This is a genomic window from Mesorhizobium sp. P2_F8, from assembly GCF_056403655.1.
The window spans coordinates 205,882-222,949 of sequence record NZ_JBFUFB010000012.1 but is presented as its reverse complement, the minus strand read 5'-3'; the positions used below and the strand labels follow the sequence as shown (position 1 = coordinate 222,949).

Sequence of the window (17,068 nt, the reverse complement as noted above, 5' to 3'; positions counted from 1 at the left end):
TCCACGCAAATATCCGTAGATAAGCTGCGGGCCGATTGCTGGTTCCAAAGGTCGTGCGAAAAGCCGGCGACAGCGCTGGCGCCGAGCCTGCTTTCAGGCTTTTTCGAGCACGACCGGAATGACGTCGACAGCCTGTTCGCCGACCTGTCCGCCGGTGGTCTTGAGCACGCCGACGATCGGCGCCACGTCCGAATAGTCGCGGCCATAGCCGACGGTGATGTGGTCGTTGCTGGCCCGCATGCCGTTGGTCGGATCGAATTCCTGCCAGCCGGCGTCGCGCCCGCACCAGACCTTGACCCAGGCATGCATGGCATCGGCGCCTTCCAGCCGAGGCTTGCCCTTCGGCGGGATGGTGCGCAGGAAGCCGCTGACATAGCCGGCTGGAATGCCGAGCCCGCGCAGGCCGGCGATCATGATGTGCGAAAAGTCCTGGCAGACGCCGCGCTTCAGCCTGAAGGCGTCGCTGGCCCGGGTCCGCACCGTGGTCGCTTCGCCGTCATAGGTGAAATCGCGATGGATGCGATTGCACAGGTCCATCGCCGTGCCGGCTGCGGAGCCGCCGACGCTGCCTTGCGCATAGAGGGTGATCGCACCATCGATGCCGGCATGGGTGCTGCCCGTCAGGAAATGATGCGGTGCATCAGGCGCCAGCGACCGCACCGCTGCGAGCTCCTGCCTGAGCCGGCCGATATCCGGCGACACGTCGAGCCCGGGCTCGGGCCGCGACACCGATACGCGTGCGCTCATCCTTATGTCGAGCGCATCATGCGCGTCGCGAAAGGCGATCGAGGTGACGTTGTTGCCGAAGAAGTCCGAAAAATCCGAACGCTCATTGGGTGCCGGCGCGAAGGACAAGGACGCAGCGATGACGCGCTGCACGCCTGATATCGTCGATGGCAGCACGCGGATCTGGTGGCGGCCGCCGCCCGCCGCCGCGGCATAGTCGTAATGGAGATGGAGCCGGATGTCGTAAAGCATGCGCTACTTTTCTTGTCTTGGCGCAGGGTCTTGTCGCAAAACCATGTGACCCTTTTGCGGAACCTGCCTAGCCGAAATAGGCTTTGGCGAGGCTGTTGTAGAGGCCGCCGATTTCATAGGCGAGATCGTCCAGCGCCTTTGCCGTCATGTCCGAAGGCTCCTTGATGGCAATCTGGGTGTTGAGCTGCAGGATTTCCTTGGCCGCTGGCGACATGTGCCCCTCGCCGCCGAGCGACGGCAGCAGGCCGATCTCTGCCTTCAGCCGTTCGAGCTGGAACAGGATGGAGCGCGGATTGAGCGGGTCGAGCGCCAGGAGGTCGACCACCGTGCGCCGGCCGGCCTGCACCGGATATTGCCGGCGGTGGGTCATCACGCTGTCGCCGATCTCCAGCATCATGTCGAGCGCGCCGTCCGGCGCCTTGGCGCCGGTCAGCCGGGACAGCGTGCGGGCGATCTGGATGCCGCGCTCCAGCCGCCGGCCGATCTCGAGGAAACGCCAGCCGGCGAAGCGGTACATGTTCTCATGCAGCAGGCCGGAGAAGCCGGCGAGCTTGCGCAGGATCACCGTCATGGCCCGTGTCGCGTCGTCGCCGGGCGCCACCGTCGTGGCGAACTGATGGATGGTCTTCGACAGATCCTTGAGCGCCAGCCAGCCATCGGGTGAGAACCGGTCGCGGATCTGCCCGGCGCTGTAGACGGCGCTATCCAGCGTCCCGATCAGCCCCGACGGGATCGCCGTCTCGACATCGATGCCGAAAGGCTCGAGATAATCCCGGATGTCGGCGAGCAGCGGCATATCGGGGTCGGACGTCTCGGCGAGCCGCACATGATAGGCGCGCAGGATGCGCACCGTGTCTTCCGAGCGTTCGATGTAGCGGCCGAGCCAGGTCAGGTTTTCCGCCGCGCGGCTGGGCAGGCTGCCCGGTCTGGTGCGGATGAAGCTGTCACCCTCTTGCGGCAGCAGCGTCTCGCGCTCCACCGGTCTGTCGCTGACCACCCAGACGTCCGCCGCCTGGCCGCCACGTTGCATGGCGATCGCCGTCGGATCGAGCGACAGGCCGACGCGGGCAAAACCGCCCGGCATCACCGTCCAGCCCTCGGGCGTGCGCGCCAGATAGACGCGCAGGCTCGCCGGCCGTGGCTCCAGCCAGCCGCCGACAAAGACGGGTGTCGTCGAAAGCGTAACCGCTTCCTGGCCGACGAAGGCGCCGCCTTCGCCTTCGATGCGCGCCACCAGCTCAGCCCGCTCCCCGGCGGAAAGCGCCGAGCCGAGCTTCGTCTGGTTGTCATCCTCGAAGGCAAGCCGTGTCGACAGCGCAGGACCGATCACCATGCGGTCGATATTGGCCAGCACATGCGCGCGCTCCGTCGCCTGCCCGCACCACCACGTCGCGACGCTAGGCAGCAGCAATTCCTCGCCCCGCAAGGCGCGCGAGATCTTGGGCAGGAAGGCGAGCAGCGCGCGCGTCTCCATCAGGCCGGAGCCAAGCGCATTGACGGTCGCAACCGCGCCCTGGCGGATCGCCTCGACCAGGCCCGGCGTGCCGATCTGCGAATCCGGGCGCAGTTCGAGCGGATCGGCGAAGGCAGCATCGAGCCGCCGCCACAGCACGCTGATCGGCATCAGGCCGGAGACCGTGCGCACCATCAGCCTGCCGCCGGAGACGGTCAGGTCCTCGCCTTCGAGCAGCATGATGCCGAGATAGCGGGCGATATAGGCGTGTTCATAATAAGTTTCGTTGAGCGGCCCCGGCGTCAGGATGGCGACACGGCCGTCGGTTTCCTTGGCCATACCGATCAGCGCATCGCGAAAACGGCGGAAGAACCCGGCAAGGCGGTGCACATGCATCTCGCCGTAGATATCGGACAGCGCGCGTGTGGTGGCGACGCGGTTCTCCAGCGCAAAGCCGGCGCCGGATGGCGCCTGGGTGCGGTCGCCCAGCACCCACCATTGGCCGTCGGGCCCGCGGCCGAGTTCGAACGCACAGAAATGCAGGAAATGGCCACCAGCCGGCCTGGTGCCGACCACTGGCCGCAAATATTCAGGGCTGGCGGCGATCAGCCCCGCCGGCAGGATGCCTTTTTCGACCAGCCGGTTCGGCCCGTAGATATCGGCGATGGTTTCCTCGAACAGTTCGGCGCGCTGCACGAGGCCGGCGCTGATTGCGGCCCACTCGCTGTCCTCGATGAGCAGGGGAATATGCGCCAGCGGCCATTCGCGCTCATTGGCGCCGGCCTTGTCATAGACGCGGTAATAAACGCCGGCGTCGCGCAGATACTGATCGGCGCGGGCGAAGCGCTGGCCGAGCTTTTCAGCCCCGAGTTCGTCGAGGGCCTCGATGAAGTGCTTCCAGACCGGACGGGGAGTGCCTGACGCATCGACCATTTCGTCGACGACGCCGTCGATCGGCTGGTAGTGCTCCAGCAAGCTGTGGATCTGCGGCTTGCCGCGTACCCTTTTGTGATTCCCCTTTGCCATCGTTGATCAGAGTCTTGCCGGCCGCCGAAGGTCAAGGGTCATCGGGAAATCTTCCGCCGGTTGTTCCTCACGCAGCACATAGAAGGACGGCGTATGGCCGCGCGGTTCGAATCGGGCGAGCCGCCGTGCCTCCGCCTCGTTGCCGTTCACAGGGAAGGTGTCGTAGTTGCGCCCGCCCGGATGCGCGACATGGTAGACACAGCCGCCGACCGCGCGGCCCGACCAGCGGTCATAGATGTCGAACACCAGCGGCGTGTTGACCGGCAGCGCCGGATGCAGGCCCGAAGCCGGCTGCCACGCCTTGAAGCGGACGCCCGCCACCGCCACTTCGCGGTTATCGGTGACCTTCATCGGCACGATGCGGCCGTTACAGACCACCGCATGACGCTCGGGGTTCAGCCCCTCGGTCTTGACCTGCAGCCGTTCGACCGAGGAATCGACGAAGCGCACGGTGCCGCCGATCGCCCCTTGCTCGCCCATCACGTGCCACGGCTCCAGCGCCTGCCGTAGCTCCAACTTGATGCCGGCATGCTGGACCTCGCCGCAGAACGGGAAGCGGAATTCGAGCTGGGCATCGAACCATTCCGGACGGAACTCGAAGCCGCTGAGCTTGAGATTGTCGAGCACGTCGAGAAAATCCGCCCAGACATGATGCGGCAGCATGAAACGATCATGCAGCGAGGTGCCCCAGCGCACGAAGCGGCCGTCGAGCGGGTTTTTCCACGCGCGGGCAATAATGGCACGGACCAAGAGCTGCTGCGCCAGGCTCATGCGCGCATTCGGCGGCATCTCGAAGCCACGGAACTCGACCAGGCCGAGCCGGCCGGTCGGTCCGTCGGGCGAAAACAGCTTGTCGATGCAGATTTCCGAGCGGTGCGTATTGCCCGTGACATCGGTCAACAGGTTGCGGAACAGCCGGTCGACCAGCCACGGCAAGGGTGCCGCGCCCTGGTCGGGATGCGGCACCTGCGCCATCGCGATCTCGAGCTCGTAGAGGGAGTCGTGACGCGCCTCGTCGAAGCGCGGCGCCTGGCTGGTCGGGCCGATGAACAGGCCGGAGAACAGGTAGGACAGCGACGGATGCCGCTGCCACTGCAGCACCAGGCTCTTCAACAAATCGGGCCGGCGCAGGAACGGACTGTCATTGGGTGTCGCGCCGCCGACCACGACATGATTGCCGCCGCCGGTGCCGGTGTGGCGTCCGTCGATCATGAACTTGTCGGCGCCAAGCCGGGTCTGACGCGCCTCCTCATAGATCGCTGTCGTCGTCGCCACGCAATCCTGCCAGTTGGCGGCAGGATGGATGTTGACTTCGATGACGCCGGGATCGGGTGCGACGCGGATGACGTTGAGGCGCGGATCGTGCGGCGGGCCATAACCCTCGATATGCACCGGCAGGCCGATGGCCCGCGCCGCATTCTCGGCGGCAGCGACGAGTTCGAGATAGTCTTCCAGCGCCTCTACCGGCGGCATGAACACGCAGAGCCGGCCGTCGCGCGGCTCGACCGAGAGTGCGGTGCGCACCGCGCCGCCGATCTCGGTGATTTCCTGCTCGACCCGGTCCTGTTGACCGCTTGCCGCGGTGAACGACACCGCCTGCTGGCGGCGCGCCATTTCATCCGCGCCTTCGAGTTCGGCCGGAGCCGCTACCGGCAGGATCGCCTCGCGCGCCGGCAACTGCCCGCGCGGCAATGACGGATCAACCGGCACGATGTAGGGGAACTGTGCCGGCGGCACATAGGGAAGCGTACCGAGCGGCAAGCGATAGCCGACGGGTGAATCGCCCGGCACCAGGAACAGCCGGCCGCGCCGCGTCTTCCACTTTTCCGAACGCCAGCGCGGTCCCGACGCCTGGCTGTTCCAGCGCTGTACCGGCAGAACGTAACCGGACGGCTTGGTCAGCCCGCGTTCGAAGACTTTCGCCATGCGGCTGCGCTCTTCCGGATCCTCCAGCTTGGAGTTGGACGGGTCGACATTGTCCGGCAGCTTGCCTTCCTTGAGTAGCCACTCGGCCGGATCCTCATAGGCTTCGCTGACCATGGATTTTTCGATGCCGAGTTCGCCGGCAATCGCGGTCAGCAGGCTTTCGGCCTGTTTCGGTCCGACATCGGCCGCGCTCTTTTCGCGCGCGATCAGCGACGGGTCGCTCCACACCGGCTCACCATCGGCGCGCCAGTAGAGCGAGAAGGTCCAGCGCGGCAGGCTCTCGCCCGGATACCATTTGCCCTGGCCGTAGTGGAGAAAGCCACCCGGCGCGAAGCGCTCGCGCAACCGCCGGATCAGCGCATCGGCCTTCTCACGCTTGGTCGGCCCGACGGCAGCGGTGTTCCACTCCGCGGATTCGAAATCGTCGATCGACACGAAGGTCGGCTCGCCGCCCATCGTCAGCCGCACGTCACCTTCCGCAAGTGCTGCATCGACCTTGTTGCCGAGTGCATCGAGCGCCTGCCAGCTTTCATCCGAGAACGGCTTGGTGATGCGCGGATGTTCGGCGATGCGGTCGACCCGCATCTCGAAACCGAAATCGACATTGGCAAAGCTCGCCATGCCGGAAATCGGCGCCGCATTGCGGAAATGCGGCGTGGCGGCGAGCGGCACATGGCTCTCGCCGGTCAGCAGGCCGGAGGTCGGATCGAAGCCGATCCAGCCGGCGCCGGGAAGATAGACCTCGCACCAGGCATGCAGATCGGTGAAGTCTATCGCCGTTCCCGGCGGTCCGTCCAGCGCGACGAGATCCGGCTTGAGCTGGATCAGATAGCCGGACACAAAGCGCGCGGCGATGCCGAGATTGCGCAGGATCTGCACCAGCAGCCAGCTTGAATCGCGGCACGAGCCTTTTTTCGCGGCCAGCGTCTCTTCCGGCGAGAACACACCGGTTTCCATGCGCACGATATAGGCGATTTCGCGCTGCAGCCGGGCATTGAGGTCAACGAGGAAATTGACGGTGTTCATTGCGCTGCGGTCGATGGTCCCAAGCAAGGCCGAAAGCAGCGGACCGGCCGGCTCCGGCGTGCGGTAAATGGCGAGATCGTCGCGGATCTCTTCCGGATACTCGAACGGAAACGCCTCGGCCGACGGCTCGACGAAGAAATCGAACGGATTGTAGACCGTCATGTCGGCGACGAGATCGACCTCGATCTTCAGTTCCATAACCGGCTCGGGAAAGACGAAACGGGCGAGGAAGTTGCCGTAGGGGTCCTGCTGCAGATTGACGAAGTGGTTGGCCGGTTCGACCTTCAGCGAATGGCTCAACACCTTGGTACGGGAATGCGGCGCCGGCTGCAGCCTGATGATCTGCGGCCCGAGAACCACCGGCCGGTCATATTTGTAGTGGGTCAGATGGTAGACAGCTGCAAGAATTGCCATGGGGCCCCGGAATTCAGCGTTTCAAACGAATTCGCTGAACCCTGACACAAATGGCGGCCATTCTCCAAGCAGAGATGTTGCGGTGCACCTAATTTAAGCAGGTGTTGCCGGCTTAAGCTGTGCCGGGATTCAGGTCAGGCCGAGTCGAAAACGATGGGTTCCGAGAACCGGAGCGGAGCGTACCTAAAGTACGTGAGCACCGGAAGCGCAGGAAACCAACGTTTGCAGGCCGGCCTCACCTGAATATCGGCGCAGCTTAGAAAAACGCCTGCAGGCCCGTCTGCGCCCTTCCCAGGATCAATGCATGCACGTCATGCGTGCCTTCATAGGTGTTGACCGTCTCCAGGTTCTGCGCGTGGCGCATGACGTGGTAGCCRATCTGGATGCCGTTGCCGCCATGCATGTCGCGGGCCTGGCGGGCGATGTCGAGCGCCTTGCCGCAATTGTTGCGCTTGACGATCGAGATCATTTCCGGCGCCATCTTGCCTTCATCCAACAACCTTCCGACGCGCAGGCTGGCCTGCAATCCAAGCGCGATCTCGGTCTGCATGTCGGCGAGCTTCTTCTGGTAAAGCTGCGTGCCGGCCAGCGGCTTGCCGAACTGCTTACGGTCGAGACCGTACTGGCGGGCGCGGTGCCAGCAATCTTCGGCGGCACCCATCGAGCCCCAGGAAATGCCGAAGCGGGCGCGATTGAGGCAGCCGAACGGGCCTTTCAGTCCGGAAACATTGGGCAGCAGCGCGTCCTCGTCGACCTCGACGCCTTCCATCACCACCTCGCCGGTGATCGAAGCCCGCAGCGACAGCTTGCCGCCGATCTTCGGCGCCGAAAGCCCCTTCATGCCCTTTTCCAGCACGAAGCCGCGGATCTGGTTGTCATGCGCCGATGATTTCGCCCAGACGACGAACACATCGGCGACCGGCGAGTTGGAAATCCACATCTTCGAGCCGGAGAGCCTGTAGCCATTGGCGGTCTTCTCGGCGCGAGTCTTCATGCCGCCCGGGTCGGAGCCGGCGTCCGGCTCGGTCAGGCCGAAACAGCCGATCCACTCGCCGCTAGCGAGCTTGGGCAGGTACTTCTTGCGCTGCTCATCCGAGCCATAGGCGTAGATCGGATACATCACCAGCGACGACTGCACGCTCATCATCGAGCGATAGCCGGAATCGACGCGCTCAACTTCACGCGCGACCAGCCCGTAGGTCACGTAGTTGGCGCCAAGTCCGCCAAACTCCTCGGGAATGGTGATGCCGAGCAGGCCGGCCTCGCCCATTTCCCGAAAGATCGCCGTGTCGAACGTCTCGTTGAGATAGGCGTCCTCGATCCGCGGCGCGAGCTTGTCGGCGGCGAAGGCCGCGGCACCATCGCGCACCATGCGCTCGTCTTCCGAAAGCTGGCTCTCGATCAGGAACGGGTCTTCCCAGACGAATGCATTCTTGTCGGCGGCCATGGCTCTCTCCCAACTGATGCAGGTCGCCCAAAAGTGTCAGCGGTTTTGGGATGACGACATGCATGAAGCAAAATCTTGGCCCGGCTTATCGACCCGCGGCCTGAAAAAATCAAACGAAATTGCTTCACCGATCAATGAGCGTTAGTAATGGATCATGAGTGTCCAGCGCCGCCTTCTACCCAACACAAGTGCCCTTGCCGCCTTCGAGGCGGTGGCCCGCCTCGGCAGTTTCACCGCCGCCGCCCAGGAACTCGACCTGACCCAGGGCGCGGTCAGCCGGCAGATCAGGCTGTTGGAAGACCAGTTCGGCCGCCGGCTGTTCGAACGCGACAGCCGCAACGTCAGGCTGTCGACGGCAGGCGAAATCTATGCCGACGCGGTGCGGTCGGCGCTTGGCCAATTGCGTGACGCCGCCCTTGGATTGATGAGCAATCGGCATAGTGGCATCTTGAACCTCGCCATCTTGCCGACCTTCGGCACGCGCTGGCTGATGCCGATGATCCCCGATTTCGTCGAAAAAAATCCTGATATCACCATCAACTTCGTCACCCGCGTCGGCCGTTTCGATTTCGCCCGCGAGCGGTTGGATGCCGCCATCCACTACGGCCTGCCGGACTGGCCGGAGGCCGACTCGACGCTCTTGGTGCGCGAAACGGTGGCGCCGGTCGTGTCGCCCGAATTCCTCGCCGGCCGCGCCATCGCCGCACCGGCGGATATCGGTCGCTTGCCGCTGCTGCACATGGCGACGCGCCCTGGCGCCTGGACCGAATGGTTCGAGCACCAGGGCCTGAGCGCGCCGACCGGACCGGGCATGCAGTTCGAACAGTTCGGCACCGCCGCCCAAGCCTGCATGGCGGGGCTCGGCGTCGCCTTGCTACCGCTGATCCTCATCGCCGGCGAATTGCAGCGCGGCCAGCTGGTGCCGGCGCCCGGCCAGCCGATGCAAAGCCGCAGCGCCTACTATCTCGTCGTCCCGCACGACAAGCGCGGCCACCCGCCGGTCGCCAGCTTTCGCGACTGGCTGCTGGGTCACCTGACCAGGTAATTACTTCCGCTTCAACGCATCGGCCAACGCCGCGCCGAACGCGCCTTGCTGCGCCGGTCGTTCCGGCTGGCGCTGCGGAGCTGGCGAACGCGGCGCTGGCTTGCCACCCGTGGTGTCACGTGGCCCGCCGCGCGAGGCGCTGCCCTCACCACCATCCCTGCGCATGGAAAGGGCGATGCGCTTGCGCTTGATGTCGACATCGACGACGCGCACCTTGACCACATCACCCGCCTTGACCACCTCATGCGCGTCCTTGATGAAACGGTCGGCCAGTTGCGAGACATGCACCAGCCCGTCCTGATGCACGCCGATATCGACGAAGGCACCGAAGGCGGCGACATTGGTGACGGTGCCTTCCAGCAGCATGCCGGGCTTCAAATCCTTGATATCGTTGATGCCGTCGGCGAAGGTCGCGGTCTTGAAACCGGGGCGCGGATCGCGGCCGGGCTTTTCCAGCTCCGCCAGGATGTCGCGCACCGTCGGCAAGCCGAAACGCTCATCGACGAAGACACGCGGATCGAGTGCCTTGAGCACGGCGCTGTCGCCCATCAGCGCGCGCACGTCGCGGCCGCAGGCGGCGACGATCTTCTTGGCCACGCCATAGGCTTCCGGATGGACCGACGAGGCATCAAGCGGCTCGCTGCCATTGGCGATGCGCAGGAAGCCGGCGGATTGTTCGAACGCGCGAGGTCCAAGGCGGGGCACCTTGAGCAGATCCTTGCGGCTGGCAAAGGGTCCGGTCGCATCGCGATGCGCGACAATGGCGTCGGCCAGCGATGCACCAAGGCCTGAAACGCGCGCCAGCAGCGGCGCCGAGGCGGTGTTGAGATCGACGCCGACGGCGTTGACCGCATCCTCGACCACCGCTTCCAGCGAGCGGCCAAGCCGGTACTGGTCGACATCGTGCTGGTACTGGCCGACACCGATCGACTTCGGCTCGATCTTGACCAGTTCGGCCAGTGGATCCTGCAGGCGTCGAGCGATCGACACCGCACCGCGCAGCGACACGTCGAGGCCGGGGAATTCCGCCGCCGCCGTCGCTGAAGCCGAATACACCGAGGCGCCCGCCTCGCTGACGATCACCTTGAGCGGCTTAGGCCCGCCATCCGCCGGCATATCGGACAGCATGTCGGCCACCAGCTTTTCGGTTTCGCGGCTGCCGGTGCCATTGCCGATCGAGATCAGCTCGACCTTGTGCAGGCGAATGAGTTTGGCCAGCTCCGCCTGCGTGCCGCGCACATCGTTCCTGGGTGGAAACGGATAGACGGTCGTCGTCGTCAGCACCTTGCCGGTGCCGTCGACCACCGCCACCTTGACGCCGGTGCGGATGCCGGGGTCGAGCCCCATCGTGGCGCGCGAGCCGGCGGGCGCGGCAAGCAGCAGATCCTTCAGGTTGCGGGCAAAGACATGGATCGCTTCCTCTTCCGCGCGCTCGCGCAGGTCGCGCATCAGGTCGAGCGTCAGATGCAGCGACAGTTTTATCCGCCAGGTCCAGCCCGCCACCTCCATCAGCCAACGGTCGCCCGGCAGGCTGCCGCCGATGGCATAGGCGTTGGCGATCATGCGCTCGACCGGCTTCACCGGCGACGTGTCATCGGCATCGACCTCGATGTCGAGCGACAGCACCTCTTCATTGCGGCCGCGCAGCATCGCCAGCGCGCGATGGCTCGGCACGGTAGCCCAGCGCTCGACATGGTCGAAATAGTCGGAGAATTTCGCGCCGGCCTCCTGCTTGCCGTCGACCACCCTGGCGCGCATGAAAGCGCGCTCCTTCATGTAGGCGCGCAATTTGCCGACAAGGTCGGCATTCTCGGCGAACTGTTCCGACAGGATGTCGCGCGCGCCCTCGAGTGCCGCCTTGGCGTCGGCCACCTCATCGGTCACATAGGTCAGCGCCAGTTCGGCCGGCACCAGAGACCGGTCGACCAGGATGGCTTCGGCCAGCGGCCCCAGCCCGCGCTCCCTGGCGATTTCAGCCTTGGTCCGCCGTTTCGGCTTGTAGGGAAGGTAGATGTCTTCCAGCTCCGCCTTGGTGGTGGCGGCGACGATCTTGCCTTCAAGCTCGTCGGTCAGCTTGCCCTGCTCGCGGATGGAACCAAGGATGGTGTCGCGGCGCGCGTCGAGCTCGCGCAGATAGGCCAGACGCTCCGAAAGCAGGCGCAGCTGCGTGTCGTCCAGCCCGCCCGTCACCTCCTTGCGGTAGCGCGCCACGAATGGCACCGTTGCGCCCTCGTCGAGCAGTTCGATCGCCGCGGCGGCCTGTTCGGGCCGCGCGGTGATCTCGGCCGCGATGATGGCTGCGATGCGCTTGATGTCGGATGCCATGTCGTTCCTGCTCTCGTCGAAAAGAGCGGCGACCATAGGCGCAGACGTTCAGTCCGCCAACCGCCGCGTTTTCATCAGCCCGGCGGGTCCACAGGAAAGCGCGCGGCAATTGGCGGGTAGGAGATTAGACCATCCGGCTCAGCGCCTCGAAAAAGGCGACGATCTCGATATCGAGCGGATCATCGACCGGCACCGGCTGCGACGACATCTTGGCGATCACCACTTCGGTCCTGGGATCGACATAGAGCCACTGGCCGTGGATGCCGATGCCGCAATAGGCGCCGCCCGGCAGGCCCGTCTGGTACCATTTGTTGCGATAGCGGCCCTTGGGGAACAGCGGCAGCATCGCGCCACGCTGCCAGGCTTCCGAACTGCCGCCGGTGGCAATCGTATCGCGCACCCATGCCTCCGGCACGATGCGGCGGCCATTGGCCGTGCCGCCTTGCCGCATCATCTCGCCGACACGCGCCAGGTCGCGCGGCGTCACCGAAATGCCGCCGGCGGTGCGCGCCGTGCCTTCCATGTCGACGCCGATCGAGGCTTCGTTGACGGCGCCGAGCGGCAGCCACAGTTTCTCGCGCATCAGGTCGGTGAAGCGCTGGCCCGAGGCACGTTCGAGCAGGATGCCGAGCAGGTCGGAATTGGGCGAGCGGTAGCGGAAGGTCTGGCCATGCGGCTCGGCAAGGCGCTGCAAGGTCAGGATGAATTCGCGCAGGCTTTCCGTGCCACCCCCCGGATTCCACAGCGTCGCCCGGCGATAGCGGGCAAAGGCGCTTTCCGGATCGAGATAGGCCTCTTCGAAGTCGAGGCTGACGCCCATGTCGAGCACATGCCGAACGCTCGCGTCGGCGTAGGCCGAGCCGGCGGCTTCCGGAATGTAATGCGTCACCGGCGCTTCTGGATCGAACAAGCCCTCGCCTTCCAATATGCCGGCGACAATGGCGGTCAGTGACTTGCTGATCGAAAAGATGATGTGGCGGGCGCCGAAATCCATATGCGGTGCGAACCAGTCGCCGACGACCGTGCCGCCCCTCATCACCGTCAGCGCGTCGGTGTTCGAGCGTACAAGAAAATCAGCCACCGTCTCAGGCGCGTTGGAAATCGTGACTTTGTCGTCGAGCAACCCGCCCAGATTCCGCACCGGCGCCTCGATACCACCCGGCACTGCTGCCACGGGTGCCGTCGGCACCAGCTCGCCGAGATTCTGGAACGACCACCGATTGAACGGGTTTTCGCGCCAGTTGGCGAGCAGCACCTCATTGCGGCGGAAGCCGTAGCGGGTCTCGAACGCGGTCTTGCCGGTCATGGCGTATCCTTCTGGATTTCTTTGGGTTTCTTGGAGGCTGTTTCGAAAGGTGCTCCGGCGATGGCCGCCGGAGTGGGTTTCAAGCAGCCTCTCAGGCAAGTCCCGCGGCGATGGCATGCACGGCCTTCACCGTCGCCACCGAATAGGCGACATTGCTGAAGTCCGGATAGGTCGAAAGCTTCACCACGACCATGCTTGTGTTCCAGTCGATGTGGATCATCTGGCCGAACACCCCCCGGCACATCAGTGCGCGCGAGCGCGGATCCTCGATCCAGAACTGGTTGCGGTAGCTGCCTTCGGGCAGGCTGGGATTGAAGTCCGGCCCGTGCCTGCCGTTGCGCGTCGCCTCGATCCAGTCGGCCGGCACCACGCCGCCGCCATTGTCGAGGATCAGTTGGCCGAAACGGCCATAGTCGCGCAGCGTCGCGTTGAAGCCGCCATCGGCGACCGCATAGCCGGCACTGTCGACGGTGAAACAGGCGCTTTCATCAGCGCCGAGCTTTTGCCAGAGTTCTTCCGACACCAACTGCGGCAGGCGCTTGCCCGTCACCCGCTCCATGATGAAGGCGAGCACATCGGTCTCGATCGAGCGATATTCGAAGGCCGCGCCATGCGGGCGGATCGTTTCCGTGAGGCCGAGGATCAGCTCGAACATATGCGAAGGCCAGCGAAAAGCCGGATCGCTGTCCGGCGGCACCGGTTTCCAGCCGGTCGCGACATCGACCTGGCCGATGTCCGAATAGCGGTCGGTATATTCCTCGGAAAATCGCACCCCGCTGGTCATGTCGAGCACGTGCTGGACGCTGGCTCCCGCCCAGCCGGTGACGCTGAGTTCCGGCAGGTAGTCCGTCACCGGCCTGGCCGGATCGATCAGGCCGCGCCCGACCAGTATGCCGAACACCGAGCCGGTGACCGACTTCGCCATCGACTGCGACAGGTGCAGCGACCGCTCGCCCATGCCGTTGAAATAGCGCTCATAGGCTATCCTGCCGTCCTTGAGCACCAGGAAGCCGTCCGTGTATGTCTCGTCGAGCAATCCGGCGAGCGTCGTCGGCTGGCCCGTGCTGTCCTCGACCGCCAGTCCGTCGAGATCGACTTCGGCGCGTTCGAAGCGATGGCGATGGCCATTGCCGCGCCAGACTTCGGCGGTTGGCAGAATTTCCCTGATGTGCTGGAACGCCCAGCGGTTCCATGGCGGCCGGTCCCAGTCGAGCTTCGGTGGCATCATGGCGGGCGGCGAGCCCTGCATGATCGGCGGTCGCGGATCGCTGTTGCGATAGGAGTCCATGAAAAGCCATTCCCGGAAAAGAAAAGACCCGGCGGCGTGCCGCCGGGTCCGTCATGCAGCGATTACTTCTGCAGTTCGGTCCAGATCTTCGTGTAGAGTTCCTGCGTTTCCGGCGCGCACATCTTCTGGAATTCGCCTTTCGGCTTGGCGTCGGCCGGAATGACGACTTCCGGCGCGTCCTTCATGTCAGCCGGCATGTATTTGTCCGAGCCGACGATGGCGTTGGCGTAGCGGTGGAAGGCCGAGAGGCCAGCCGCGTTTTCCGGATCCATGATGAAGTTCTGGAACAGCTTGGCGTTCTCGACGTTCTTGGCCTCCTTCAGAACGACCACATTGTCGCTCCACAGGCCAAAGCCTTCCTTCGGATAGTTGTAATGGATGGCCGGGTTGGCCAGACGCTGGCGCAGCGCCGAGCCGTTCCAGTCGCTGGTCGCCTTGAAGTCGCCGGGTACCATCTTTTCGATGGTGTTGTATTCCATCGCGATCCAGTTCGGCTTGGCCGCCACCAGCAGGTCGCGCACCTTCTTCAGCACCGTCTTGTCGTCGGTGCATTGCTGGCCGCCGACATATTTGATCGCCGCGAAGATGACATCGTTCATTTCAGGAACGACGTTGACCTTGCCCTTCAGCTCGTCGGGCGTGTTGAAGACGATGCCCCACGTATCGGCCGGCCCCTTGTAGGCATCGGTGTTGACGACGACGCCGATCGTTCCCCACGCCCACGGCACCGAATATTTGCGGCCCGGATCGAATTCAGGATTGGCCCATTCCGGCGCCACGTTCTTGAAGTTCTCCATCTTGCCCGGATCGGTTTCGAGCAGGAGGCCTTCCTTGATCCAGATCGGCACGTAGGTCTGCGATGGCACGGCGATGTCGAAGCCGGTGCCGCCCTGCCGGATCTTGGCGAGCGCGGTGTCGTTGGAATCGTAGTCGGTGATGGTCACCTTGATCTTGTATTTGTCCTCGAACTTCTTGATCACATCGGGGCTGGTGTAGTTGCCCCAATTGTAGATGTTCAGTTCGCCATCGGCGCGAGCCAGGCCCGTCGAAGCGAGCAACGCCAACCCCATGGCGGTCGCTGTTGTCTTCCAGTTCATCGTTCTAACTCCCATTGTTGGTTTCAGTTTCGTTTCCTGCTGACGAAGAAAAACAACGTGACGATCGCGACCGAGAGCAGCAGGAAAGCGGTCGATATCGCGTTGATCTCGGGTGTTACGCCACGGCGGATCTGGCCGAGCATGTAAGTGGGCAGCGTGTCCTGGCCACCGGATTTGACGAACTCGGTGATGACGACGTCGTCGAGCGAGATGACGAAGGCCAGCATCAGTCCGGCCAGCATGCCGGGCCACAAAAGCGGTAGCGTGATGCGGCGAAAGGTCTTCCACGGCGTCGCGTAGAGATCGGCCGCGGCGCGCTCCAGCGTCAGATCCATATTCTCCAGCCGCGCCCGGATCGGCAGATAGGCGAAGGGAATGCAGAACGCCGTATGCGCGGCGATCAGGTAGCCGAGGCCGGAATAGCCGGTGAAGATCTTGATGCGCGAGAAGAAGATCAGCAACGCCACGCCGGTGACGATCTCGGGCACCATCAGCGGCTGGTTGATCGCCGCATATTTGAACGTCAGACCCGGATAGGGCGCCGTGCGCGTCGTGGCGAGCGCAGCCATGGTGGCGAAGATGGTCGAGAACACCGCGGCGGTGGCACCGATCTGGAACGAGCGCAGGGTCGCATCGATGACCTGCGTGTTCTGCCACGCCGACTGGAACCATCTGAGCGAGAAGCCGCCCCATTCCGATGTAGAGTTCGCCGCATTGAACGCATAGACGACCAGCACGATGATGGGCAGGTAGAGCAAGACGAAGCAGGTCGCCGCGATCGCGGTAAAGCCCGGCTGATGCTTGATTGAGAAATTGCTAGCCATGACGCACCCCTGACGTTCCGGCATTGCGCACATAGGCAAGCAGCGCCACCATGACGATGATCATGACGGCGATCGACAGCGCTGATCCGAGCGGCCAGTTGCGGCCTTGGCCGAACTGCAATTCGATAAGGTTGGACAGCATCATATTCTTGCCGCCGCCCAGCACGACCGGCGTCACGTAGGCGCCGAGTGCTGGAATGAAGACCAGGATGGAGCCGGCGATGACGCCGGGTTTGACCAGCGGGAAAATGATCTTCCGCAGCACCTTGAAGCGTGTCGCGTAGAGATCGTAGCCCGCCTCGACCAGCCGGAAATCGAGCTTCTCCATGCTGGCGTAGATCGGCAGCACCATCAGCGGCAGATAGACATAGGCCATGCCGATCAGGATCGCCGTATCGGTGAAGAGGATCTGGATCGGTGCCGAGATGATGCCGAGCTTGAGCAGGATCGTGTTGACGATGCCTTCGTTGCGGATGATCTGCAGCACGGCAAAAGTGCGGATCAGAAGGTTGGTCCAGAACGGAATGGTAATCAGGAAGAGCCAGAGATCCCTGGTCTTTTCGCTGCGTGTCGCCATGAAATAGGCGGTCGGGAAACCGAGCGCCAATGTGGCGAGCGTGGTCACCACGGCAAGCTTGATCGAGCGCCAGAAGATGGTGACATGCGCTGCCGCGAGAGAAAGCGTATCGTCGAAAATGTCGCGTTCCATGAACACCGACAACCAGGCATCGGATGAAAACTGCCACTTCACGTCGCCATAGGCGCCGGGCGTCAGGAACGAATAGACAAGCACGATCAGCAACGGGCCGGTCGCGGCGAGAAAAATGACCAGCAGTGCTGGGGCTGACAAAAGCCAGCGATCGCGGATATCGCGCCGCTCTGCTGCCTTGGCGACTTCCTCTGCGGTCGCCAT

At 64.1% G+C, this 17,068-nt stretch carries 11 protein-coding genes; 1 reads left to right on the top strand and 10 read right to left on the bottom strand.

All coding sequences use genetic code 11. The features are described from left to right. Positions 1–93: 93 nt before the first annotated feature. The 4 genes from AC1DZP_RS27350 to AC1DZP_RS27335 all read right to left on the bottom strand — a co-directional run bounded on the left by AC1DZP_RS27350 (position 94) and on the right by AC1DZP_RS27335 (position 8,270). Entirely contained in the window at positions 94–978 is an 885-nt protein-coding gene (locus AC1DZP_RS27350) for a transglutaminase family protein (RefSeq protein WP_477306693.1), read from the bottom strand. Positions 979–1,045: 67 nt separating this feature from the next. Next, positions 1,046–3,457: a circularly permuted type 2 ATP-grasp protein gene (locus AC1DZP_RS27345; RefSeq protein WP_457153363.1), complete on the bottom strand. Its 2,412-nt coding sequence runs from the start codon at positions 3,455–3,457 to the stop codon at positions 1,046–1,048. A gap of 6 nt (positions 3,458–3,463) precedes the next feature. Next, the gene (locus AC1DZP_RS27340; RefSeq protein WP_477306691.1) at positions 3,464–6,823 is read right to left on the bottom strand and encodes a transglutaminase family protein; all 3,360 of its coding nucleotides are present in this window, start codon (positions 6,821–6,823) and stop codon (positions 3,464–3,466) included. Positions 6,824–7,079: 256 nt separating this feature from the next. Next, positions 7,080–8,270: an acyl-CoA dehydrogenase gene (locus AC1DZP_RS27335; RefSeq protein ID WP_477306689.1), complete on the bottom strand. Its 1,191-nt coding sequence runs from the start codon at positions 8,268–8,270 to the stop codon at positions 7,080–7,082. A gap of 154 nt (positions 8,271–8,424) precedes the next feature. Here AC1DZP_RS27335 and AC1DZP_RS27330 point away from each other — a divergent pair, with 154 nt between their 5' ends. Beyond that, positions 8,425–9,315, top strand: a complete 891-nt coding sequence (locus tag AC1DZP_RS27330; RefSeq protein WP_477306687.1) for a LysR family transcriptional regulator — start codon at positions 8,425–8,427, stop codon at positions 9,313–9,315. Here the strand turns inward: AC1DZP_RS27330 and AC1DZP_RS27325 are convergent, their stop codons facing one another. From AC1DZP_RS27325 to AC1DZP_RS27300, 6 genes are all read right to left on the bottom strand, one after another. Continuing rightward, on the bottom strand, positions 9,316–11,640 hold the full coding sequence (locus AC1DZP_RS27325) for a Tex family protein (protein ID WP_477306685.1): 2,325 nt from the start codon (positions 11,638–11,640) through the stop codon (positions 9,316–9,318). A 124-nt stretch (positions 11,641–11,764) separates the two neighbouring features. Further along, positions 11,765–12,946 (bottom strand): serine hydrolase domain-containing protein, encoded by a 1,182-nt coding sequence (locus tag AC1DZP_RS27320; RefSeq protein ID WP_477306683.1) that lies wholly within the window; start codon positions 12,944–12,946, stop codon positions 11,765–11,767. Between the two features lie 91 nt (positions 12,947–13,037). Next, a complete protein-coding gene (locus AC1DZP_RS27315) occupies positions 13,038–14,234 on the bottom strand; it encodes a serine hydrolase domain-containing protein (RefSeq protein WP_477306681.1) in 1,197 nt (398 codons plus the stop codon). 62 nt (positions 14,235–14,296) lie between these two features. After that, complete coding sequence (locus AC1DZP_RS27310; protein ID WP_477306679.1) at positions 14,297–15,331, bottom strand: ABC transporter substrate-binding protein; 1,035 nt, start codon at positions 15,329–15,331, stop codon at positions 14,297–14,299. A 23-nt stretch (positions 15,332–15,354) separates the two neighbouring features. Further along, on the bottom strand, positions 15,355–16,155 hold the full coding sequence (locus AC1DZP_RS27305) for an ABC transporter permease (RefSeq protein ID WP_477306677.1): 801 nt from the start codon (positions 16,153–16,155) through the stop codon (positions 15,355–15,357). Then, the gene (locus AC1DZP_RS27300) at positions 16,148–17,068 is read right to left on the bottom strand and encodes an ABC transporter permease (RefSeq protein ID WP_477306675.1); all 921 of its coding nucleotides are present in this window, start codon (positions 17,066–17,068) and stop codon (positions 16,148–16,150) included. The genes AC1DZP_RS27305 and AC1DZP_RS27300 overlap by 8 nt, the downstream gene beginning before the upstream one ends.